The sequence below is a fragment of the Nocardioides pocheonensis genome (genome assembly GCF_003725535.1).
Lineage (GTDB): Bacteria > Actinomycetota > Actinomycetes > Propionibacteriales > Nocardioidaceae > Marmoricola > Marmoricola pocheonensis.
In genome coordinates this window covers 219,197-240,910 of sequence record NZ_RJSF01000019.1, presented here as the reverse complement: position 1 = coordinate 240,910, position 21,714 = coordinate 219,197, and the positions used below count along the sequence as shown (strand labels likewise).

Sequence of the window (21,714 nt, the reverse complement as noted above, 5' to 3'; positions counted from 1 at the left end):
GCGCTCAGCCGAACCGCTTCGAGGTCGCCTTGCCGGCGACGCCGAGCGTGCCCATCGCGTGACCGGCGATCGTCACCTCGATCGCTCCCCCGTTGTCCGACTCCACCGTGAAGGGCGCCAGCCCGACCACGCGCCGGTGGTGGGTCATCCGCAGGTCGCCGGACCACAGCACGCGGCCGGTGCGGTCCTTGACGACCACGTGGGCACCGGCGTGGGCGGCGGTCACGGTCATCGTCGTGGTCTTCATCAGGGGCGAGGTGATCGGCTGCCGGTTGGCCGCCAGCCCGGCGGAGTCGCTGCTGCTCGACGGCGGCGTCGCGACCTGCTCGGGAGCACCGGAGAGCAGCCGGGCGACGCCCCAGACCATGGTCAGGCAGAGCACGGCACCGATCAGCAGCGTCCACCTCGGTCCGCCGCGGGTGGCGCGCATGCCGCTGCTGAGACCGGTCGCGAGCTCGGCCTCGAAGACGCGACGGGCGTTGATCGGGCCGCCGGCGTACCGGTCGTCGTACTCCTTCATCAACGGCTCGAGGGTCAGGCCGAGCACGCGCGCGATCGCGGTGAGGTGCCCGCGCGCGTAGAAGTCGCCCCCGCACGGCCCGAAGTCGTCCACCTCGATCGCCTCGATCACGTGCGGCCGGATCCGGGTGCGCTGGCTGAGCTCGTCGATGCTCATGTCGAGCATCTCGCGCGCGTGCGCGATCTTCGGGCCGATCACGGGCTCGGCCGGGACCCGCTCGTCGGGGCCGACCACCGTGAGGTCTTCGGTCTCCAGCTCTACGGGCAGCTCCTCCCAGGTCTCGGCGTGGACCAGGTCCGGGACCGGCTCGGGGGGAGGCCCGAGCTCGTCGGGGCGGCGCTGCACCGGTACGACGCCGGCCAGCGGGTCCGCCGCGGCCGGGTCCTCGTCGTCCTGGCGGCGGATCGCCGGCGCGTCGAGGCGCACCTCGACCCGGGCCGGCCGGTGGAGGTCGCGCAGCGGCGCCACCGGCTCGGGCAGCTCCACTGCGGCCACGGCCTCGTCGTCCATGGCCTCGTCGGCCGCGGCCTCGTCGTCGATGGCCTCGTCGTCGATGGCCTCGTCCTCCAGGGGTGCGAGAGCGGCGTGGTCGAAGGGCTCGTCCTCCTCGTCGCCGGGCTCGAGCGGAGGCGCGACCACGTCGTCGAGCTGGGCCAGCTGGCGCCCGCGCAGGTGCACCACGTCGGTCCGGCCGTCGGCGAGGTCGGTGAGCGCGCCGCCGAGGTCGCGAGTGTCGGTGAGGGTCGTGATGCCGAGCGGCACGCTGAGCGCGGCGCCGTACCAGAGCTCGTTCCAGCGCAGGTGCAGCCGCTCGCGCACTCCCAGGTAGTCCAGGGCCGACTCCGGGTCACGCGGGACCACCACGAGCCGTCCCTCGCGCAGCGGGCTGTCGGCGTGCTCCACCACCACCTGGCGCACCGATCCCCAGGGCAGCCCGCGCCAGGACATCCCGACCCGCAGCCGGATGCCGTGCTCGTCGGCGACGAGCACCGGGGTGCGCGCAGAGGCGAGGCCGGCGCCGTGCAGCGCCGCGACCAGCAGCAGCGCGGCTCCGACCAGGGTGTCGAGCACCCCGCCGCTGCGCAGCAGGTAGCCCAGGCCGATCAGCGCGGCGAGGCCGGCGACGACGCCGCTGAGCCAGACGTTGCGCCGGATCGCCACCAGTTCGTGGGTCTTGACTTCGCTCACTGCTCCCCCTGCAGGGTGGCGATGACCGCGTCGAGGTCATCGGGCTTGACCAGCACGTCGCGGGCCTTCGAACCTTCGCTGGGGCCCACCACGCCCCGGCTCTCGAGGATGTCCATGAGCCGCCCGGCCTTGGCGAAGCCGACCCGCAGCTTGCGCTGCAGCATCGAGGTGGAGCCGAACTGGGTGGACACGACGAGCTCGACGGCCTGGATCACCAGGTCGAGGTCGTCACCGATGTCGTCGTCGAGGTCGCGCTTGGAGCTCTGCGGTGCGGTGACGTCCTCGCGGTACGACGGCTCGAGCTGCGCCTTGCACCGGTTGACCACCTGGTGGATCTCGGCCTCGGTGACCCAGCTGCCCTGGATGCGGGCCGCCTTCGAGGCACCCATCGGCAGGAACAGGCCGTCACCCTGGCCGACCAGCTTCTCGGCGCCCGGCTGGTCGAGGATGACGCGACTGTCGGCGAGGCTGGAGGTGGCGAAGGCGAGCCGGGAGGGCACGTTCGCCTTGATCAGGCCGGTGACCACGTCCACGGACGGGCGCTGGGTCGCGAGCACCAGGTGGATGCCCGCCGCGCGGGCGAGCTGGGTGATCCGGACGATGGAGTCCTCGACGTCGCGCGGGGCCACCATCATCAGGTCGGCGAGCTCGTCGACGACCACCAGCAGGTAGGGGTAGGGCGCCAGCTGCCGCTCGCTGCCCGGCGGCACCTTCACCTTGCCGGCCCGCACCGCCTTGTTGAAGTCGTCGATGTGCCGGAAGCCGAAGTTCGCGAGGTCGTCGTAGCGCATGTCCATCTCGCGCACGACCCACTGCAGCGCCTCCGCGGCCTTTTTCGGGTTCGTGATGATCGGCGTGATCAGGTGCGGGATGCCCTCGTAGGCGTTCAGCTCCACCCGCTTCGGGTCGACCAGGATCATCCGCACCTCGTCGGGCGTGGACCGCATCAGCACCGAGGTGATCATCGAGTTGATGAAGCTGGACTTGCCGGAGCCGGTGGCACCGGCGACCAGCAGGTGCGGCATCTTGGCGAGATTGGCGACCACGAAGCCGCCCTCGACGTCCTTGCCGAGCCCGGCCACCATCGGGTGGTGGTCGTTGCGCGCGGTGTTGGAGCGCAGCACGTCGCCCAGCGACACGATCTCCTTGTCGATGTTCGGGATCTCGATGCCGACCGCGGACTTGCCGGGGATCGGCGAGAGGATCCGCACGTCGGCAGAAGCCACCGCGTAGGAGATGTTCTTCGCGATGTTCGTGATCTTCTCGACCTTCACCGCCGGGCCGAGCTCGACGACGTAGCGGGTCACCGTGGGGCCGCGCGTGTAGCCGGTGACCCGGGCGTCGATCTCGAACTCCTCGAAGACCTGCATGAGTCGCCCGACGATGTCGTCCGACGCCTTCGTGCGCGGCTTGTGCGCGCTGCCGGGCTTGAGGATGTCGCTCTCGGGCAGCGAGTAGGTGATGTCGCCGGAGAGGCTGAGCTGCTCGACCCGGGCCGGCAGCGGCGTGTGCGGCGGCGGCTCTAGGTCGTGCTTGGCCTCGTCCTCGGGGATCTCCGGCTCGGGCGCGGCCTTGCCCCGCTTGGAGAACTCGCGCCCCTCGAGCACCGGGGAGTCGTACGCCGGGTCGCCCATGTCCGGGTCGATCTCCGGGTCGTCGACGCCCTTGCGCCGGCGGCGCTTCGTGGCCACGGTCGCCTCGACGTCGTCCGCCTCGGTCTCGTCCGCGACGTGCCGGCCGAGGAGCCGGTCGCGTGCGTGCCGGAGCCGCGCCGGGACCTGGTAGACGGGCGTGGCCGTGACGACGAGCAGCCCGAAGAAGGCGAGCAGCACGAGCAGCGGCACGACGACGTACCCGGTGTGGAGCAGGTCGGTGAGCAGCTTGGCGACCACGAAGCCCAGCGCGCCGCCTGCCTGCTGCAGCTGCCCGGTGTCGCCGAGCTCGGGCTTGGGCGAGCCGTTCGCGATGTGGATGATGCCGAGCACTCCGAACAGCAGGGCGCCCCAGCCGACGACCTGGCGCCCGGCCGGGCCGTTGGCCTCGGGGTCGCGCAGGTTGCGCCAGGCCACGTAGCAGAGCATCAGCGGCACGAACCACGCGACCAGGCCCACCGAGCCGGCGACGACCGCACGCGTGCCGGCGAACACCGATCCGGGCAGCTGCCACCAGACCGAGGCGGCCACGACGACGGCGAGGGCGATCAGGAAGAGCCCGGCGCCGTCCCGCCGGTGCTCCGGCTCGAGGTCACGCGCGCCCTGCCCGATCTTCCGCGCTCCGGCGCCCACGCCTCCGGCGATCCCGAGCCACACCCCCGCGGCTCCGTGGCCCAGCGCTCCGAACACCCGCGAAACGGGTCCGGGGCCGCTGCGCACGGCGCGCGGCGCCGGCCGCCGCGACCTGCTCGGGGCCGGCTTGCGCTTGCTGGAGGTTCCCGACGACCGGGACCGCGAGCCGGAACCGCCCTTCTTGGGCGTGCTCCTGCTGCGCGACGCCGGCGGGGAAGACGTACGGGTCGCCATGATCCGCAATGTACGGGATGGCCACACCAGTCCCACGTGTCACACGCCGCGGTGCGCCGACCGTGTCGTGCCCGCGTGAGGACGCCGTGCCAGGACGTGAAGGAGCCCCGACCGGCTCTCGGGTACCGATCGGGGCTCTACCTCCAGTCTAGGTGAGCGGCCCTGACGACGGGAGCAGTTCTCACAATTTCCGTCCAGCGATTTTTCTCAGCCGGCAAGCCCCTGGAGCCAGGGCAGCACGACGAGCAGGGTGGGCAGCACCAGCACCCCGGCGGCGAGCAGCAGCAGGACGCCTGCCTGCACCCGGTGGCGGTGGTCGTCGAGCAGCAGCCCGATCCGCACCTGCAGGTCGCTGCCCGTGGCCGCCACGGCACCTTCGGGTGCCTGGACCAGGCCTCCGTCCAGCAGCGCCGAGAACGCCGAGACCAGGGCGTGCGCGCCCTGCCGCCGTCGGGCTGCGCGGTCGGCGAGCACCTCCACGAGCAGCTGGACCTCGGCGAGCGCCTGCTTCGAGGTGACCACCCTCGGGAACGCCTCCTGGAGCACGGTGAACCCCTCGAGAACCAGGTCGTGCCGGGCCCGCACGTGAGCCTGCTCGTGGCTCAGCACGGCGGCGAGCTGCCGGTCGGTGAGCGAGGAGACCGTGCCACTGCTGACCACCACGCGGGAACGCAGGCCCGGCACGCAGTACGCCGTCGGCGCCTCGTGCTCGAGCACGTGCACCCCGTCGTGGTCCTCGGCGAGCAGATCGACGAGGTGGCGGTGCCGTCGACGCAGCTGACGCAGACCGGTGCCGACCCGGTGGCCGGAGAGCAGCAGCCGCGCGAGGACCAGGCCGGTCAGCGACAGCGGGATCGCCGACAGTGCGTACGAGCGGACCGACTGCTCCCCCACCAGCTGCACGGTGACCAGGGACAGCCCCGCGCCCAGGGCGGAGAGCACCCCGGCCAGCGCCACCGCCTGCCAGAGCACCATCGCCGCCCGCGGCGTGCGCCGGAACCCGTGGAGCCGGGTCATCAGCCAGGGAACCGGGCCGGCGAGCAGCACCGCCAGGGCCGCCAGCACCAGGGTGGTCATGCCCGGCTGCGACGCTCCAGCGCGGCGAGGGCGTCTCGCAGCGCCTGCCGGTCGGCGTCGGTGGCCTCGCCGACGAAGGCCACCAGGGCGGCCGCCCGGTCGCGCGCGTTGGCCTCCTCGGCGAACTCACCGAGGGCCTGGCGCATCACCTCCGCGGTCATCGCGCCACGGCTCTGCGAGGGCCGGTACCTCCAGGCGCGCCCTTCACGCTCACGCTCGACGAGGTCCTTGCGCGCCATCCGGTCGAGCACCGTCATCACGGTCGTGTAGGCGATGTCGCGGTCGCGAGCGAGGACGTCGTGCACCTCGCGCACGGTGCGCCACGCGTCGCCGGCGTCCCACAGCGACTCCATGACGCTGCGCTCGAGGTCTCCGAGGCGGGACTGGCGGGGCACGACGCAGATACTACCCGACGTAGTAACAGAGCGCCGAGTGCGTACGCCGCGACTGCGCAGCGGGGAGCCGGGTACCGCCCGGCGATGACCACCACGCCGAACGAGCCCGTCGAGGACCCCCAGGTCGTCCCGTCCGGGGACCCGGCCGTGCAGCCGAGCGAACAGCCGGGCGGGGAGCCCGACCCCGGTCCGGACGCGATGCCCGAGTGGGAGCCCGACCAGGCGCCGCCGGACGGGCGCTGACCCGCCGCGGCCTCACCCCTCCGCGAGCCGCGGGGGGAACCCACCTCTCGCGACCGGCCCCCACCGGGTCGGGGTGATCCGCAGCAGCGACTTGCCCTGGTCGATCATCGCCCGCCGGTACTCGTCCCAGTCGGGGTGCTCACCGGAGATGTTCCGGAAGTACTCCACGAGCGGCTCGACCGCCTCGGGCACGTCCAGGACCTCGCAGGTGCCGTCGACCTGCACCCAGGGACCGTCGAAGTCGTCGGACAGCACCAGCACCGAGACCTCCGGCCTGCGCCGGGCGTTGGCGGTCTTCGCCCGCTCCGGATACGTCGCGATCACGATCCGGCCGCTGTCGTCGACCCCGCCGGTCACCGGCGAGAGCTGGGGCGAGCCGTCGGAGCGCCGGGTCACGAGCACCAGGTGGTGCCGCGACCGGACGAACTCGAGCAGCCCGTCGAGGTCCACGGTCGTGTTGGTCGCAATGGTCCGAGGCATGCCCACATTGTGGCGCGAGCCCCCAGATCCGCCCGATCGCGCGCCCGCGCGGCCACCCCCTGCGACGACGGTCACACGCCAGGATCCGGCATCAGTTCGGCGTACGGGCGGCGAAGGAGGATACTGGCAGTGATGAGTACCTCAGCACGGCCGCGTCGACACTTGGCCAGCAGCCCGTTCCAGCCAGAGCCCGAGCCGGTGATCGAGGAGTTCGAGGTGGACGACCTGGTCTCCCACGACTCCTACGGCATGGGTCGGGTCGTGAACGTGGAGGCGGCGGCAGTGACCGTCGACTTCCGCTCGCAGAAGGTCCGGGTGCCCAGCCCGTTCCGCAAGATGTCCCGGCTCTAGACGCGCCTTCGACCCTCCTGGCTCCGGGTCGACCCGGCGGCTCGGACCGGCATGCCTCCAGGCAGCCAGGGCGCACAGGTCCGTGGAGCGGACCGCGCGACCCCGTCGAGCTCCCGGCTCCCGCCACTTCCCGAACCTCCCCCGTTGTGACCGCCCGGCATGATGTGCTGTGGGCCCCGAGGAGGAATCGTGATCAATCGCCCTGACCTGCGCACCCGCAGGCACCTGTCCGCAGTGGCCCTGGTGGCCGCCCTGGCCGTGCTGGCCGCGCTCACCTCCGCCGGCGGCGGGGCTGCGGCGGCGCCACGCGCCACGCGCCCCGGGAGCACGGCGCCGCCGAATCCGGCGATCACCAAGGTGCTGGTGTTCATGGTCGAGAACCACTCGCTCGACCAGATGACGTCCTCGATGCCGTTCGTCCACGGTCTCGCCCAGCAGTACGCCTACGCGACCAACTACACCGCGATCACGCACCCCTCGCTCCCGAACTACCTCGCGATCCTCGGCGGCTCGACGTTCGGCGTGACCGACGACAGGCCGCCGGCGGCGCACCGGCTGCGGGGCGCATCGGTGCTGTCCCAGGCCCGCCGCGCCGGCCGCACCGTGAAGGTGTACGCCGAGTCCCAGCCGCGGCGCTGCGCGCTCGCCAACGCCGGTGAGTACGCCGTCCGGCACAACCCGTGGACCTACTTCGTCTCCGACCGCACCGCCTGCCGCCGGTACGACGTGATGGCTGGTGCGCTCGGCAGGAACGCCGACGCCGGCACGCTCCCCAACGTCGGCATGGTGATCCCGAACCTGGTCCACGACGCCCACGACGCGTCCCTGGCCACCTCGGACGCGTGGCTCAGCAAGAAGATCACGCGGATCCAGGCCGGGCCCGACTGGCAGTCGGGACGGCTGGCCGTCGTGATCACCGCGGACGAGGACGACCACCACCAGGGCAACACGGTGCTGACCGTGGTCGCGTCGCGCTACCAGCAGCACAAGGTCGTCGGCACGCCGCTGACCCACTACTCGCTGACCCGGCTCCTCGAGGACGTCGCCGGCGTGCCCTACCTCCGCAACGCGGCGACGGCAGCCTCGATGACCACGGCGTTCGGCATCAGCACGCTGCCGCGCCCCTGAGCCGCTAGCGCCGCCGCTCGATCAGCCCGCGCAGGTACGCCGCCTGCCCCACGTGCTGGTTGACCTCGCACACGACACTGACCAGGCGCACGCCGAGGGTGACCGGGGGGTCCCAGCGTTCGTCGACCACCCGGTCCAGGTCGTCCGGGGTGAGCGTCTCGACGTACTCGATCGCGCGCTCGGCGGTCGCGGCGTGGTAGCCGGTCAGCAGCTCCGCGGTGACCCGCACCTGAGCCACCTCGTCCTCGCTCTGGCCCCAGCCGTGGACCTGCGGTGGGAAGGGCAGCGCGAACCGGTCGTACCAGCCCGACGCCGTCCACACCTGCTCGGTGCCGGCCACCTCGGCGACGTGGTCGTCCTCGATGCGGGTGAGGTGCCAGACCAGCCAGGCCAGGGAGTTCGCGCCCTCGTCGGGACGCCAGGCGAGCTGGTCGACGTCGAGTCCGCGGACCACCTCCGGGACCTGGTCGCGGACGCGTCCGAGCGAGTCTGACAACAAGGCACCGATGTCCATGGGACCACTGTCCCGCACCCCGGGGACCTTGTCCCCTCCGCGGCCCGGCGGCGGTGTCGTACCATCTACTACGTTGTGTAGGAGATCGTTCGCTCTGGATGGGAGCACGCACCCATGGATGTCACCGACATCGCACGTTGGCAGTTCGGCATCACGACCGTCTACCACTTCCTGTTCGTCCCCGTCACCATCGGCCTCAGCGCCATGGTGGCGGGTTTTCAGACTGCCTGGGTCCGCAGCGGACGCGAGGAGTACCTCCGACTCACGAAGTTCTTCGGCAAGCTCTTCCTGATCAACTTCGCGATCGGTGTCGTCACCGGCATCGTGCAGGAGTTCCAGTTCGGCATGAACTGGTCGGACTACTCCCGCTTCGTCGGTGACATCTTCGGCGCGCCGCTGGCCATCGAGGGACTTCTGGCCTTCTTCCTGGAGTCCACCTTCCTCGGGCTGTGGATCTTCGGGTGGGGGAAGCTGCCACCGAAGCTGCACGCGGCGACGATCTGGCTGGTCCACATCGGCACGCTGTTCTCCGCCTACTTCATCCTCGCGGCGAACTCCTGGATGCAGCACCCGGTCGGCTACCAGTACAACCCGAAGACCGGGCGCGCCGAGCTCCACGACTTCTGGGCCGTGATGTTCAACAAGGTGCAGCTGGTGACGTTCCCGCACGTCGTGCTGTCGGCCTACATGACCGCCGGCGCCTTCGTGGTCGGCGTCGCGGCGTACCTCCACCTCAAGCAGCGCCGCGCGGTCGCGGCGCCCGAGGACGACGCCCCGCTGTACCTGCGGGCGGTCCGGATCGGTGCGGCGGTCACGCTGGTCGCCGGGCTGGGCGTGGCGATCAGCGGTGACGTCCAGGGCAAGATCATGACCGAGGTCCAGCCGATGAAGATGGCGGCTGCGGAGGGCCTCTACGAGACGGAGTCGGGCGCCTCCTTCTCCCTGTTGACCATCGGCACGCCCGACGGCACCCAGGAGAAGTTCGCGATCAAGGTGCCCAAGCTGCTCTCCTTCTTGGCCACGGGCTCGCCGAACAGCGAGGTCAAGGGCATCAACCAGCTCCGCGAGGAGTACCAGGCCAAGTACGGCCAGGACCCGGGCAACAAGTACTACAGCCCCGGTGACTACACCCCGATCATCCCGGTGACCTACTGGTCCTTCCGCTTCATGATCGGGCTCGGCGTGTTCGCCGCGGCCGGTGCCGCGCTGATCCTGCTGGTCACGCGCAACGGGGGCCGTCCGACGGGTGCCTGGTGGCCCCGCCTGGCCATCCTGCTGCCGATCGCGATGATCCTCGGCAACGCCTGGGGCTGGATGTTCACCGAGATGGGCCGGCAGCCGTGGGTGGTCTTCGGCCTGATGACCACGGCCCAGGGCGTCTCCCCCGGCGTCTCGGTCTTCGACGCCTGGGTCTCCGTCATCGTGCTGACCTCCCTGTACGCCGTGCTGGCGGTCGTCGAGTTCGGCCTGATGTGGCGCTACATCAAGCTCGGCGCCCCGGCGTACGAGGCGCCACCCGACCACACGTCCGACGAAGACCGCCCGCTGGCGTTCGCCTACTGAGAGAGGACGAAGAGACATGGAACTCACGACTGTCTGGTTCGCGCTCATCGCCGTCCTCTGGATCGGCTACTTCACCCTCGAGGGCTTCGACTTCGGCGTCGGCATGCTGCTGCCGGTCGTGCCCAGGAACGACACCGAGCGTCGCGTGCTCTACAACACCGTCGGCCCGCTCTGGGACGGCAACGAGGTGTGGGTGCTGGTCGCCGGTGGCGCCACGTTCGCGGCGTTCCCCGAGTGGTACGCCACGTTGTTCAGCGGGTTCTACCTGCCACTGCTGCTGATCCTCGTCGCCCTGATCGTGCGCAACCTCGCCTTCGAGTACCGCGCGAAGAAGGACGACGACGTCTGGCGGCGCAACTGGGACCTCAGCCTGGTCATCGGCTCCTTCGTCCCGGCGCTGCTGTGGGGCGTCGCGTTCGCCAACATCGTGGCGGGCGTCCCGATCAACGGCGACAAGGAGTTCACCGGCAACCTGTTCACGCTGCTGAACCCGTTCGGACTGCTCGGCGGCGTGGTCACCCTGCTGCTGTTCGCGACGCACGGCGCGATGTTCATCGCGCTCAAGACCGACGGCGAGATCCGGCACCGTGCCGGCGCGCTCTCGGTGCGGCTCGGGCTCGCGGCCGCGGTGGTGGCGGTGGTCTTCCTGGTCTGGGCCCAGGCCAAGACCGGGTCGGTGTCCTCCGGCGTCGCGTTCGTGCTCGCGGCACTCGCGCTCGTCGGTGCGATCGGCGCGGCGTGGAAGGGTCGGGAGGGCTGGGCGTTCATCGGCACCTTCGCGACCATCGCCCTTGCGGTGGCCGGGCTGTTCTTCGCGCTCTTCCCGGACGTGATGCCCTCGACCACCTCGGCGGCGTACTCCCTGACGACGACGAGCGCGTCGGCCACCGGCTACACCCTGACGGTGATGACCTGGGTCGCGGTGATCTTCACGCCGGTCGTCCTGGCCTACCAGGCCTGGACGTACTGGGTGTTCCGCAAGCGGCTCTCGACCCATCACATCCCGCCGGTGAGCCCGGCGGAGCCACTGCCCGCCGGCGCGGCGTGAGTCTCGGACCGGACGGCGCAGATCGATGAAGCCGGTGGACCCGCGGGTCCTGCCACTGCTCACCCCGGCCAGGTACTCCCTGGCCGGGGTGATCGGTAGTGGCGTGCTGTCGGGCGGGCTCGTCGCCGCCCAGGCGTTCTCGGTGGCCGCGCTGGTCACCGGCCTCCTCTCCTCACCCGCCGGCACCGGCTGGCACACCGCCGCCTGGTGGCTGCTGGGGATCAGCGCTGCCCGGGCGGTCGTCGGCGCGTGCGGCGACGTCGCAGCGGCCCATGCAGCGGGCCAGGTCACCCGCAGCCTGCGGATGCAGGTGCTCCGGGCGGCGACGGACCTGGGCACCGTCGGCCTGTCCCGGCGGCGCAGCGGCGAGCTCGGGCTGCTCGCCACCCGCGGCGTCGCGGCGGTGGAGCCCTACCTGACCCGCTTCCTGCCGACCCTCGTGGTGGCGACGGTCCTCCCGCCCCTGACCCTCGCGCTGATCCTCAGCCAGGACCTGTGGGCCGGCGTGATCGTGGTGTGCACGCTGCCGCTGGTGCCGGTGTTCGCGATCCTGATCGGCCTGGCCACCCGCGACCGGGCCGACCGGCAGTACCGCACGCTCTCCCGGCTCGCCGGGCACTTCGTCGACGTCGTCCGTGGGCTGCCCACACTGGTCACCTACAACCGGGCGCAGGTGCAGTCCCGTCGGATCCGGGCGGTCACCGACCGCTACCGGCAGGCCACGTTGGAGACCCTCAAGCTCGCCTTCGCGTCGAGCGGCGCGCTCGAGCTGATCGCCACCCTGTCGGTCGCCCTCGTCGCCGTCAGCGTCGGCCTCCGGCTCGCGACCGGCGGCCTCGACCTGCGCACCGCGCTCGTCGTGCTGCTGCTCGCGCCCGAGGCCTACTGGCCGTTGCGCCGCGTGGGCGCGGAGTTCCATTCCGCCGCCGAGGGCGTCGCCACGCTGGTCTCGGTGACCGCGCTGCTGGACGAGGCCGCCGCCGTGCGGTCCGCCGATGCCGACGCCGCGCAGCCCGAGGACCCCGACCGCGTCGACCCGGTGCCGCTGCACCTGCGTGACGTGGTCGTCTCCTACCCGGGCAGCACGCGACCCGCGCTCGTCGTACCGGAAGCGACGATCCCGGCACCGGGCCTGACCGCGATCGTCGGGCCCTCGGGGTGCGGCAAGTCCACGCTCGTGCAGGCGCTCCTCGGCGAGCGCCCGCTCGACAGCGGCTCGATCACGCTCGCCGGCGAGCCCGTCGACGTGCGCAGCTGGCGCCACCTGGTCGCCCAGGTGCCGCAGGTGCCGTGGCTGACCGCCGGCACCGTCGCCGACAACCTGCGGATCGGCCGTCCCGAGGCGACCGACCCCGAGCTCTGGCGCTCCCTGGCCGCCGTCGGGCTCGAGGAGGTCGTCGCGACGCTCCCGCTCGGGCTCGAGACGCCCCTCGGCGAGGACGGCGCCGGGCTCTCGGCCGGACAGCGCGCCCGGCTCGCGCTGGCCCGCGTGGTACTGGCGAACCGGCCCTACGTGATCCTCGACGAGCCGACGGCCCACCTCGACGCCGAGACCGAGCAGATCATGCTCGCCACCCTGACCCGGCTCGCCCGGCACGCCATCGTCGTCGTGGTCGCGCACCGCGCCGCCGTGATCGGCGCAGCCGACCACCTGGTCGTGCTCACGACGCCCGCCGGTGAGGCCGTGACGCCCCCCGCCGAGCACGACGTCGTCGTCCCCGCCGCGGCGGCCGTCGCGGGCACGGCCGACCCCGAGCCCGCGGAGACGCCGGTCCCCGCTCCCGTGCACGCCCGTCGCCGGCTGGCGCTCGCCACCGCCCTCGCCACCGCGGCGACGACCTCGGGCGTGGCCCTGACCGCGACGGCCGGCTGGCTGATCGCCAAGTCGGCGCAGCATCCCCCGGTGCTCTACCTGATGGTCGCGATCGTCTGCGTGCGCACGTTCGGCCTGGCCCGGCCCGCCCTCCGGTACGCCGAGCGGCTGGTGTCCCACGACGTCGCGCTCAGGATGCTCGCCGACACCCGGGCCCGGGTCTACGACGTACTGGTCCCGCTCTCCCCCGCCCGCCTCGGACGGCACCGCGGCGACCTGCTGACCGCTGTCGTCGACGACGTCGACGCCCAGCTCGACGAGCAGCTCCGGGTGCGCCAGCCCCTGCTCGCGGCGCTCGGGACCAGCCTGGTCGCGTGCCTGGTGGCGCTCCTGGTGCACCCCGTCTCCGTGGTGCCGGTGGCGCTCGTGGCCTTCGCGGGCGGCGGGACCGCCCTGCTCCTGGGCTGGCTCGGCTCCCGGCGCGCGGAGGCCGCGTTCGTCACCGAGCGGGCCGCCCTCTCCGCGGAGGTCGTCGCCGGCCTCCAGTCGGCGCGGCAATTGGTGCTGTGGGAGGCCGACGACGCCGCCGTCGAGCGGGTCGGCCGGATCGGCACCCGGCTGGCCGCGGCGAGCCGGGCCACGGCACGCGCGCTGGCCGCGGCTCGCGGCCTGCTGGTCGTGCTCTCCGGCGCGGCGGTGGTCGCGACCGCGTGGCTGACCGCGCCCGGCCTCGCGGCCCGGGAGGTGTCCGGGCCCATGACCGCGATGCTGCTGCTGCTGCCGCTCGCGCTCCACGACGTTCTGGTCACCGTGCCGGAGGCCGGGTCGATGGGCGTCCGCACCCGCGCCGCCCGCGAGCGGCTGGCCGCACTCGAGGCCCTGGCCCCGGCGGTCACCGAGCCGGCCACCCCGGCCACGCTCTCGGGTCCCTGCGACCTGCGCCTGGAGCACGCCTCACTGGCGTGGTCCGACCAGCCGGTGGTCACCGGGCTCGACCTGCACCTGGCGCCGGGCCAGGCGCTCGGTGTCGTCGGACCCTCCGGCTGCGGCAAGTCCACGCTGGCCGCCACGCTGGTGCGACACCTGGCGCCCCGGGACGGTGCGTACCTCCTGGCCGAGCAGGACGCGCAGCGGCTGGGGTCGGCCGAGGTGCGCCGGCACGTCGGCCTCGTCGACGACAACCCCTACGTGTTCGCCTCGTCCCTGCGGGAGAACCTGCGGCTGGCGTCGCCGGCCGCGGACGACCTCCGCGTGCTGGCGGCCCTGCGCGCGGCCGGCCTCGGCGCCTGGTACGCCGACCTGCCCGAGGGTCTCGACACGCTCCTCGGCGACGGCGCCACGGACGTCTCCGGCGGCGAGCGGGCCCGGATCGGGATCGCCCGCGCCCTGCTCGCCGACCCCGAGGTGCTCGTGCTCGACGAGCCGACCGCGCACCTGGACACCGCCACGGCCCGCGCCGTGACCGACACGGTGCTGGCCGCCCGCGGTGACGGCCCGGACGCACGCCGCAGCCTGGTGTGGATCACCCACGAGGAGGTCGGCCTGGCCGAGATGGACCGGGTGCTGACGCTCTCCGACCGGGGTCAGGTCGTCAGCGGCTCAGCGGTCCTCGAGCGCCCAGTCGCCGACGGGCCGGTCGCTGAGGGGTAGCCGCACGCGGAACGTGCTGCCCTCCCCGAGGGTGGACTCGACCAGGATGTCGCCACCGTGCAGCTCGGTGATCCGGCGGGAGATCGCCAGCCCGAGGCCGGTGCCCGGGATCGAGAGGGCCTCGGGGTTGCTGGAGCGGTGGAACGCCGAGAAGAGGTGGCTCTGGTCGACCACCGAGATGCCCAGGCCCGTGTCGGTGCACGCCACCTCGCCCCACGAGCCGTCGGCGCTGACGGCGACGTCGACCCGACCGCCGGCCGGGGTGTACTTCACCGCGTTGCTGAGGATGTTGTCGATCACGCGGGCGAGCTCCTCGGGGTCGCCGTACACGACGACCGGAGACGGCGGGGAGGCCAGCTTCACCTGCAGGCCGCCCTGCTCGGCCTGCACCGCGAGCAGGTCGAGGCTGTTCTCGCAGAGCACGGTCAGGTCGACCGCGCGGCGGGCGTGCTCGCGGCGGTCCTGGATGCGGGAGTAGTTCAGCAGGTTCTCGATCAGCCGGTTCAGCCGCTGGGCGTTGCGCGAGATCGCCTGGACCGAGTCGACCTCGGTGGAGAGCTCCTCGAGCAGCTCGGTGTGCCCGATGATCGAGGTGAGCGGGGTCTTCAGCTCGTGGGAGATGGTGGCGATCAGCTCGCCCTTGTAGCGGTCGATCTCCTGCAGCTCGGCGACCAGGCGGCGCTCGGTCTCGTAGAGGCGGGTGTTGAGCACCATCCGGCCGATCTCGCGGCTGATCTGCTCGATCGCGTCGAGCTCGGCCTCGGTGAGGTCGGCCGCGTCCTTGCTGCGCAGCAGGACCAGGTTGCCGAGCAGCTCGTGCCCGACGGCGATCGGCACAGCGGCCAGGCTGCCCGCGTCGTAGAGCGCCAGCACGTTCTGCACGCCCCACAGGCCCGGCTCCTCGGAGTCGCGGCCGACGACGATCGGACGACCCAGCTCGTGGGCCGCACGGGCCAGCTCGCGTCGCAGGCCCGCCTGGCGCTGCGTCGGCGCCCGGTCGGGGAAGCCGGCGGCGTACTCGCTCGCGCTCGCTTCGCCGTCCGGGAAGCAGTGCACCCAGACCTGGGCGGCGTCCAGGCCGGTCGCGATCGCCTCCGCCGCCTCGTGCAGGGTCAGGTCCAGGCCGAGGAGCCGCCCCGCGGCGGTGACCCGCTGGAGCGTCTCACCCAGACGCACCTGCTCCGCGAGCCGCTCGCGCTGCTGGGCGTTGAACATCGCGAGGCCCGCCTGGACCACGAACATCTCGAGCAGCTCGCGGTCGCGCCGGCCCGGGATGCGGTTGCCCGGGGGCAGGTCGACGGACATGTTGCCGAGCAGCTCGCCGGTCGCGCTGTAGAGGGGGGCGTAGAGGGCGTCGAGCGGGTGCCAGGCCTCGGGGTCGTCGCTCGGGTCGATCTCGGGGATCCACGCCGCGCTCATGATCTCGTCGGGCAGCCGGCCGTGGGGGACGTAGCGCAGCACGCCCCACTCGTCGGCCTGGGCGAACTCGTTCAGGATCGCCGAGACCGGCGTACGGCGTCCGATGATCTGCTCGCGGACGTCCTCGGGGCCGGCGACCGTGGTCATCACGAGGGTGTCGCCCTCGAGGCGGGCGATGGCGGCGATCCCGAAGCCGAGCACCTCGACGACGCCGCGAGCGATCTCCTCGAGCACCTCGGCCGGGTCGCTGGAGGAGTTCACGCGGCGCATCAGCTCATAGAGCTTCCTGACGCCGTCTGGGCGTGGTGCGTCCTTCGCAGTCATCGTGCCTCTCCCGGAGCGCAGGCCCCCGCGCTGGCAACAAGCGTAGGGCCCAAGGGCCCCCTCGGGGGCGGAACGTGGAAAGTGTCGAAACCGCGCGAACCGCCCAGCAGACGCTTCCCACGACCCCCACTGGCCACGAGAGTCACATCTCGAGGAAGGTGTCCTCGTTCTCCCGGATCTCCGTCTCGAGCGCCTCGTTGAGGTCCTCGGCGACCGTGTGCCGCGTGGCCTCGGGCGAGATGTGCGCCCACGCGCGGTCGATCGCGGCGGCCACGTCGATCAGCCGTGCCGCCTCGACGTGCGGCTTGGACACCTCGCGGGCGACGTACCGGGCCACGAAGCGGCGCAGCTCGCCCTCGACGTTGGCCACGCGCTGCATGATCGACGCGCGGATGCCCTCGGCCTGCACCCGGACCTGCACGTCGGAGCTGCGTGGCGGGGTCACGTCGATGAAGACGCGCACGCCCCGGACCGCTCGGGCACGCAGGGTCAGCGGCACCAGCAGCTCGGCGTGGAAGGTGTGCGTCTCGACCTGGAGGTTCAGCTCGAAGGTGAGCTCGACCGGCAGCTCGACCCGGTAGGTGATCTCCGGGCCCTCGACCCGCTCGGCGGTGGCCGCGCCGATCGCCCCGAACGCCCGCACCTTCGCGATCCGGCCCGGCCCGACGCCCATCGGTCCGAAGTCGATCGGCTGGCCGGCGAGGTTGTTCACCGCGCCGAGGATGCGCTCGCTGCTGACCGCCTCGGCGAAGAAGTCCGCGCCCCACTGCTCGTAGCTGACCAGCTCGAAGGCGTCGGCCTCCACCTCAGGCCTCCAGGACGACCGGGATGATCATCGGCCGACGACGGTGGGTGTTGCTCACCCAGCGGCCGACCACCCGGCGGATCGTCTGCTGCAGCTGGTGGGTGTCGTCGACGCCCTCGCTGAACGCCTTGGCCAGCGCGTCGATGATCGGCTGCCGGATCGCTTCGAACGCGGCGTCGTCCTCGGCGAAGCCGCGGGCGTGGATCTCCGGACCGCTGACCACCTTGCCGGTCTGGGAGTCGACCACCACGATCACCGACACGAAGCCCTCCTCGCCGAGGATCCGGCGGTCCTTGAGGCTGCTCTCGGTGATGTCGCCGACCGACTGGCCGTCGACGAAGACGTAGCCGCAGTCGACCTTGCCGACGATGTCGGCCTTGCCGTCGACCAGGTCGACGACGATGCCGTCCTCGGCGAGCACGACCCGGTCCTCGGAGACACCGGAGGCGATCGCGAGGTCGGCGTTGGCCTTCATGTGCCGGAACTCGCCGTGCACCGGCATCACGTTGCGCGGCTTGATGATGTTGTAGCAGTAGAGCAGCTCACCGGCGCTCGCGTGCCCGCTGACGTGCACGAGTGCGTTGCCCTTGTGCACGACCCGCGCGCCGCCACGGATCAGCCCGTTGATCACCCGGAAGACGGCGTTCTCGTTGCCCGGGATCAGGCTGCTCGCGAGGATGACGGTGTCGCCCTCCTCGAGGCTCACGAAGCTGTGGTTGCGCTGGGCGATCCGGCTCAGCGCCGACAGCGGCTCGCCCTGCGACCCGGTGGAGATCAGCACCACCTTGTCCGGCGGCATGTCGGCGAGCGCCTTCGCGTCGACCAGCAGCCCCGGCGGGACGTTGAGGTAGCCCAGGTCGCGCGCGATCCCCATGTTGCGGACCATCGAGCGGCCGACGTACGCGACCTTGCGGCCGTGCTCGGCGGCGGCGTCCATGATCTGCTGCACGCGGTGCACGTGGGAGGCGAAGCAGGCCACGATGATCCGCTGGCCGCTCTGGTGGAAGACCCGGTCGAGCACCGGGGCGATGTCCTTCTCCGACGTCGTGAAGCCCGGAACCTCGGCGTTGGTGGAGTCGGTCAGGAAGAGGTCGACCCCCTCCTCCCCCAGCCGCGCGAAGGCCCGCAGGTCGGTGATCCGGCCGTCCAGCGGCAGCTGGTCCATCTTGAAGTCGCCGGTGTGCAGCGCCAGCCCGGCGCCGGTGCGGATCGCGACCGCGAGCGCGTCGGGGATGGAGTGGTTGACCGCCACGAACTCGAGGTCGAACGGGCCGAACGTGATCCGGTCGCCCTCCGCGACGATGTGCTTCACGGTGTTCTTGAGCCGGTGCTCGCGCAGCTTGGAGTCGACCAGCGCCAGCGTGAGCTGGGAGCCGACCAGCGGGATGTCCTCGCGCTCGCGGAGCAGGTAGGGCACGGCTCCGATGTGGTCCTCGTGGCCGTGGGTCAGCACGACCGCGTCGACCGCGTCGAGCCGGTCACGGATCGCGTCGAAGTCCGGGAGGATCAGGTCGACGCCGGGGTGGTTCTCCTCCGGGAAGAGCACCCCGCAGTCGACGACGAGGATCCGGCCGTCGTACTCGAAGACGGTCATGTTGCGACCGACCTCGCCCAGGCCGCCGAGGGCGGTGACCCGCAGGCCCCCGCGCGGCAGCGGACCGGGCAGGCTCAGCTCGGGGTGCGCGTGGCTCATGAGAGGAGCCCTGCGGCAACCAGGCCCACGCGCAGGGCGGCGACCTCGTCGTCGTCGAGGGCGACCAGCGGACCCCGCACCCGGCGGTTGTCGAGGACCCCGGCCAGCTGGAGCGCGGCCTTCGCCGTGGTCGCGCCGTAGTTCGCGACGCCCATGACCGCGTCGAACGCCGGCAGCAGCTGCTTGTACGTCGCCAGCGCCCCGTCGTGGTCACCGGACAGGAACGCGTGGATCATCGCCGCAAGCTCGCGCCCGGCGACGTGACCCACGACGGACACGAGCCCGCTGCCGCCGTGGGCGAGGAAGCTCAGCGTTGCCGGGTCGTCGCCGGAGTAGACGGCGTAGCCCAGGTCGACCAGGCGGGTCGCCCGCGGCATGTCACCGAACGCGTCCTTGACCGCGATCACGTGGTCCAGCTCGCGCGCACGCTCGTAGGTCTCCAGCGCGATCGTCGTGCCGGTGCGCCCGGGCACGTCGTAGAGCATCGTGGGCAGCTCACCGGCCTCGACGACGCGACGGAAGTGCTCGAGCACCCCGGCCTGGGACGGCTTGTTGTAGTACGGCGTGACCAGCAGCATGCCGTCGACGCCCACCTTCGCCGCCTGCCGGGCGAGCTCGACGGAGTGCGCCGTGGAGTTCGTGCCGACCCCGGCGATGACCTTGGCCCGGTCACCGACGGCGTCCTTGACGGCCGCGAGGATCTGGCCGTCCTCCTCGGTGGTCGTGGTCGGGGACTCCCCGGTCGTGCCGGAGACCACGAGCCCGTCGTTGCCGTTGCGCACCAGGTGGTCGGCGACGCGCGCGACCCCGTCCAGGTCCACGGACTCGTCCTCGGCGAACGGAGTCACCATCGCGGTCAGCATGCGACCGAAGGGGGCGTCAGGCAAGGTCATGGGTCCTAGGTTAGTGCTCCGCGGGTCCGACCCCGTCAGCGCGACCGGGGACGGTACCTTCGACCCCATGAGCCTCACCCGTGTCGCGTCCGTGGCGGCCCTCGCCGGAGCGCTGTCGCTCGCGGCAGCCGGCTGCGGCGGGAGCCAGGTCGATCCCGACCAGGGTGCCCTCGGCTCCACCGTGAACCCGACGCCGACCTCGACGGCACCCGCTCCCACCCCGGCCCCGACGGCGGCCGTGACGAGCGCCATGCCGAAGCCGACCCCGACGAGGACGCCGAAGGCGACCGCGTCCGGCGGCGACGGCGACGCGCAGGACCAGAAGGCGCCCTCGACGGCCGGCGGCGGCGTCTGCAGCCACCTGGGCGCCGGTCAGGTCGGGGCGGTCCTCGGCGTGACCGTCACCGGGGCTGCCGTGCCCGGGCAGACCGGCTGCAAGTTCGACCAGGGCGGCAAGACCGGCATGTCGGTGACGGTCCTGGACAAGAGCACGTCCGAGGCCGGCGGCATGGCGGGCGCCAAGACCGAGGCGAACTCCGCCGTCGAGGGAGATCCCCAGGACGTGCCGGGCATCGGCTCCGCGGCGTTCGTCATCACCGGGTCCATGTTCGGCGGGCCCGACGTCAACGCCGCCGGCGCCGTCCAGGTGGGCACCCGGATCGTCAGCGTCTACCTGGTCCAGCGCTCCCGGCTCGACGAGGCCAAGGTGCGCACCCTCGAGGTGAACCTGCTGAAGCTCGTCGCTCAGGCCCGCGCGAGCCAGACGAAGTCGTAGCGCACCTCACCGTCGGCGTGCGACTCGCGCCGCGTCTCGACCCATTGCGCACGATCGAACTCCGGGTAGTGCGTGTCGCCCTCCGGGCTGAGGTGCACCTCCGTGAGCACCTGCGCGTGCGCACGGTCCAGCGCCGCGGCGTACACACCGGCGCCCCCCGCCACGAAGATCTCGCCGGGAAGGTCCGCCGCGAGCCGGAGCGCGTCGTCGAGGCTCCCGGCCACGAGCACGCCGTCGGCGGCGCGCCACTGCGGGTCGCGCGTGAGCACGATCGTCGTGCGGCCCGGGAGCGGCCGGCCGATGGAGTCGTACGTCGCCCGCCCCATCACCAGCACGTGCCCGAGCGTGAGTGCCTTGAAGTGCGCGAAGTCGGCCGGGATGCGCCAGGGGATGTCACCGTCGCGACCGATCACGCCGTTGTCGGCGACCGCGGCCACCAGGGTCACGCGCCGCTGGGCGGGAGCGGTCATACGGCGATGGGCGCCTTGATGCCCGGGTGCGGGTCGTAGCCCTCGATCGCGATGTGCTCCAGGTCGAAGGCGTCGAGCTCGGTCACCGACGGGTCGAGCACCAGGCGCGGCAGCGGGCGGGGCTCACGGGTGAGCTGGAGGCGGGCCTGCTCGAGGTGGTTGGTGTACAGGTGGGCGTCGCCGAGCGTGTGCACGAAGTCGCCGACACCGAGGCCCGTGACCTGCGCGACCATGTGCGTGAGCAGCGCGTACGACGCGATGTTGAACGGCACCCCGAGGAAGACGTCGGCCGAACGCTGGTAGAGCTGGCAGGACAGCTTGCCCGGGCCGTCGTCCTGGGGAGCCACGTAGAACTGGAACATCGTGTGGCACGGCGCCAGCGCCATCGACGGGATGTCCGCGACGTTCCAGGCCGACACGATGTGGCGCCGGGAGTCGGGGTCGCGGCGCAGGTTGTCGACGAGCTGGGCGATCTGGTCGACGTGCCGCCCGTCGGGGGTCGGCCACGACCGCCACTGGTAGCCGTAGACCGGACCGAGGTCGCCGTTCTCGTCGGCCCACTCGTCCCAGATGGTCACGCCCCGGTCCTGCAGCCACTTCACATTGGTGTCGCCGCGCAGGAACCACAGCAGCTCGGCGAAGACCGACCGCGTGTGGATCTTCTTGGTGGTGACGAGCGGGAACCCGTCCTCGAGGTCGAAGCGCATCTGGTGGCCGAACACGCTGAGGGTGCCGGTGCCGGTGCGATCGGACTTCTCCGCACCCTCGTCGAGGATCCTCCGAACCAGGTCGAGGTAGGTCTGCATGGGCAGAAACCTACCTCCGGCCGGCGACGGGACCGTGTCA

Annotated in this window: 19 protein-coding genes; 7 read left to right on the top strand and 12 right to left on the bottom strand. The window is 72.1% G+C overall.

Features of this window, described 5'->3' with window-relative positions:
• Positions 1–4: 4 nt before the first annotated feature.
• The 4 genes from EFL26_RS06995 to EFL26_RS06980 form a co-directional block, all read right to left on the bottom strand.
• Positions 5–1,708, bottom strand: a complete 1,704-nt coding sequence (locus EFL26_RS06995) for a helix-turn-helix domain-containing protein (RefSeq protein WP_123222165.1) — start codon at positions 1,706–1,708, stop codon at positions 5–7.
• Positions 1,705–4,227, bottom strand: a complete 2,523-nt coding sequence (locus EFL26_RS06990; RefSeq protein WP_183408071.1) for an FtsK/SpoIIIE family DNA translocase — start codon at positions 4,225–4,227, stop codon at positions 1,705–1,707. The genes EFL26_RS06995 and EFL26_RS06990 overlap by 4 nt, the downstream gene beginning before the upstream one ends.
• A gap of 207 nt (positions 4,228–4,434) precedes the next feature.
• On the bottom strand, positions 4,435–5,304 hold the full coding sequence (locus EFL26_RS06985; protein WP_123222161.1) for a M56 family metallopeptidase: 870 nt from the start codon (positions 5,302–5,304) through the stop codon (positions 4,435–4,437).
• Complete coding sequence (locus tag EFL26_RS06980; protein ID WP_123222160.1) at positions 5,301–5,699, bottom strand: BlaI/MecI/CopY family transcriptional regulator; 399 nt, start codon at positions 5,697–5,699, stop codon at positions 5,301–5,303. Before EFL26_RS06980 ends, EFL26_RS06985 begins: the two co-directional genes overlap by 4 nt.
• Positions 5,700–5,783: 84 nt before the next feature.
• Between EFL26_RS06980 and EFL26_RS24120 the strand changes: the two genes are divergently transcribed.
• Positions 5,784–5,942 carry a hypothetical protein gene (locus EFL26_RS24120; RefSeq protein WP_183408070.1) on the top strand — a complete coding sequence of 53 codons (159 nt, stop codon included), beginning with the start codon at positions 5,784–5,786 and terminating at the stop codon, positions 5,940–5,942.
• A 12-nt stretch (positions 5,943–5,954) separates the two neighbouring features.
• Here EFL26_RS24120 and EFL26_RS06975 read toward each other — a convergent pair whose 3' ends face one another.
• The gene (locus EFL26_RS06975; RefSeq protein ID WP_123222159.1) at positions 5,955–6,422 is read right to left on the bottom strand and encodes a PPOX class F420-dependent oxidoreductase; all 468 of its coding nucleotides are present in this window, start codon (positions 6,420–6,422) and stop codon (positions 5,955–5,957) included.
• A gap of 132 nt (positions 6,423–6,554) precedes the next feature.
• Here EFL26_RS06975 and EFL26_RS06970 point away from each other — a divergent pair, with 132 nt between their 5' ends.
• Entirely contained in the window at positions 6,555–6,773 is a 219-nt protein-coding gene (locus EFL26_RS06970) for a hypothetical protein (protein WP_123222158.1), read from the top strand.
• Between the two features lie 189 nt (positions 6,774–6,962).
• Positions 6,963–7,901 (top strand): alkaline phosphatase family protein, encoded by a 939-nt coding sequence (locus tag EFL26_RS06965; protein ID WP_246000058.1) that lies wholly within the window; start codon positions 6,963–6,965, stop codon positions 7,899–7,901.
• A gap of 4 nt (positions 7,902–7,905) precedes the next feature.
• Here EFL26_RS06965 and EFL26_RS06960 read toward each other — a convergent pair whose 3' ends face one another.
• A complete protein-coding gene (locus EFL26_RS06960; protein WP_123222157.1) occupies positions 7,906–8,415 on the bottom strand; it encodes a mycothiol transferase in 510 nt (169 codons plus the stop codon).
• A 114-nt stretch (positions 8,416–8,529) separates the two neighbouring features.
• On the opposite strand from EFL26_RS06960, the gene EFL26_RS06955 reads away from it, so the two are divergent.
• From EFL26_RS06955 to cydD, 3 genes are read left to right on the top strand one after another with little or no spacing between them, the layout of a single operon-like run.
• On the top strand, positions 8,530–9,978 hold the full coding sequence (locus EFL26_RS06955) for a cytochrome ubiquinol oxidase subunit I (RefSeq protein ID WP_123222156.1): 1,449 nt from the start codon (positions 8,530–8,532) through the stop codon (positions 9,976–9,978).
• Between the two features lie 16 nt (positions 9,979–9,994).
• Positions 9,995–11,026, top strand: a complete 1,032-nt coding sequence (gene cydB / locus EFL26_RS06950) for a cytochrome d ubiquinol oxidase subunit II (protein ID WP_123222155.1) — start codon at positions 9,995–9,997, stop codon at positions 11,024–11,026.
• A gap of 25 nt (positions 11,027–11,051) precedes the next feature.
• Positions 11,052–14,489 (top strand): thiol reductant ABC exporter subunit CydD, encoded by a 3,438-nt coding sequence (gene cydD / locus EFL26_RS06945; protein WP_123222154.1) that lies wholly within the window; start codon positions 11,052–11,054, stop codon positions 14,487–14,489.
• Here cydD and EFL26_RS06940 read toward each other — a convergent pair.
• The 4 genes from EFL26_RS06940 to dapA form a co-directional block, all read right to left on the bottom strand.
• A complete protein-coding gene (locus tag EFL26_RS06940; protein WP_123222153.1) occupies positions 14,439–16,232 on the bottom strand; it encodes a sensor histidine kinase in 1,794 nt (597 codons plus the stop codon). The two genes, cydD and EFL26_RS06940, sit on opposite strands and share 51 nt — an antisense overlap.
• Before the next feature lie 142 nt (positions 16,233–16,374).
• Positions 16,375–17,037, bottom strand: coding sequence for a hypothetical protein (locus tag EFL26_RS06935; protein WP_123222152.1), 663 nt, complete (start codon positions 17,035–17,037; stop codon positions 16,375–16,377).
• Position 17,038: 1 nt separating this feature from the next.
• Positions 17,039–18,730: a ribonuclease J gene (locus EFL26_RS06930; protein WP_123222151.1), complete on the bottom strand. Its 1,692-nt coding sequence runs from the start codon at positions 18,728–18,730 to the stop codon at positions 17,039–17,041.
• Positions 18,727–19,623, bottom strand: coding sequence for a 4-hydroxy-tetrahydrodipicolinate synthase (gene dapA / locus EFL26_RS06925; protein ID WP_123222150.1), 897 nt, complete (start codon positions 19,621–19,623; stop codon positions 18,727–18,729). The genes EFL26_RS06930 and dapA overlap by 4 nt, the downstream gene beginning before the upstream one ends.
• A 67-nt stretch (positions 19,624–19,690) precedes the next feature.
• On the opposite strand from dapA, the gene EFL26_RS06920 reads away from it, so the two are divergent.
• Positions 19,691–20,398 (top strand): hypothetical protein, encoded by a 708-nt coding sequence (locus EFL26_RS06920; protein WP_148046654.1) that lies wholly within the window; start codon positions 19,691–19,693, stop codon positions 20,396–20,398.
• On the opposite strand, the gene EFL26_RS06915 is transcribed toward EFL26_RS06920, so the two are convergent.
• On the bottom strand, positions 20,368–20,868 hold the full coding sequence (locus EFL26_RS06915; RefSeq protein WP_123222148.1) for a dihydrofolate reductase: 501 nt from the start codon (positions 20,866–20,868) through the stop codon (positions 20,368–20,370). The genes EFL26_RS06920 and EFL26_RS06915 overlap by 31 nt on opposite strands.
• On the bottom strand, positions 20,865–21,674 hold the full coding sequence (locus EFL26_RS06910) for a thymidylate synthase (protein WP_123222147.1): 810 nt from the start codon (positions 21,672–21,674) through the stop codon (positions 20,865–20,867). Before EFL26_RS06910 ends, EFL26_RS06915 begins: the two co-directional genes overlap by 4 nt.
• Positions 21,675–21,714 lie beyond the last annotated feature (40 nt).

Coding starts and splice junctions, on each gene's coding strand:
- EFL26_RS06990 (WP_183408071.1), bottom strand. CDS start 4,227: ATGGCGACCCGTACGTCTTCCCCGCCGGCGTCGCGCAGCAGGAGCACG.
- EFL26_RS06985 (WP_123222161.1), bottom strand. CDS start 5,304: ATGACCACCCTGGTGCTGGCGGCCCTGGCGGTGCTGCTCGCCGGCCCG.
- EFL26_RS24120 (WP_183408070.1), top strand. CDS start 5,784: ATGACCACCACGCCGAACGAGCCCGTCGAGGACCCCCAGGTCGTCCCG.
- EFL26_RS06975 (WP_123222159.1), bottom strand. CDS start 6,422: ATGCCTCGGACCATTGCGACCAACACGACCGTGGACCTCGACGGGCTG.
- EFL26_RS06970 (WP_123222158.1), top strand. CDS start 6,555: ATGAGTACCTCAGCACGGCCGCGTCGACACTTGGCCAGCAGCCCGTTC.
- EFL26_RS06960 (WP_123222157.1), bottom strand. CDS start 8,415: ATGGACATCGGTGCCTTGTTGTCAGACTCGCTCGGACGCGTCCGCGAC.
- EFL26_RS06955 (WP_123222156.1), top strand. CDS start 8,530: ATGGATGTCACCGACATCGCACGTTGGCAGTTCGGCATCACGACCGTC.
- cydB (WP_123222155.1), top strand. CDS start 9,995: ATGGAACTCACGACTGTCTGGTTCGCGCTCATCGCCGTCCTCTGGATC.
- cydD (WP_123222154.1), top strand. CDS start 11,052: ATGAAGCCGGTGGACCCGCGGGTCCTGCCACTGCTCACCCCGGCCAGG.
- EFL26_RS06940 (WP_123222153.1), bottom strand. CDS start 16,232: ATGACTGCGAAGGACGCACCACGCCCAGACGGCGTCAGGAAGCTCTAT.
- EFL26_RS06930 (WP_123222151.1), bottom strand. CDS start 18,730: ATGAGCCACGCGCACCCCGAGCTGAGCCTGCCCGGTCCGCTGCCGCGC.
- dapA (WP_123222150.1), bottom strand. CDS start 19,623: ATGACCTTGCCTGACGCCCCCTTCGGTCGCATGCTGACCGCGATGGTG.
- EFL26_RS06920 (WP_148046654.1), top strand. CDS start 19,691: ATGAGCCTCACCCGTGTCGCGTCCGTGGCGGCCCTCGCCGGAGCGCTG.
- EFL26_RS06915 (WP_123222148.1), bottom strand. CDS start 20,868: ATGACCGCTCCCGCCCAGCGGCGCGTGACCCTGGTGGCCGCGGTCGCC.
- EFL26_RS06910 (WP_123222147.1), bottom strand. CDS start 21,674: ATGCAGACCTACCTCGACCTGGTTCGGAGGATCCTCGACGAGGGTGCG.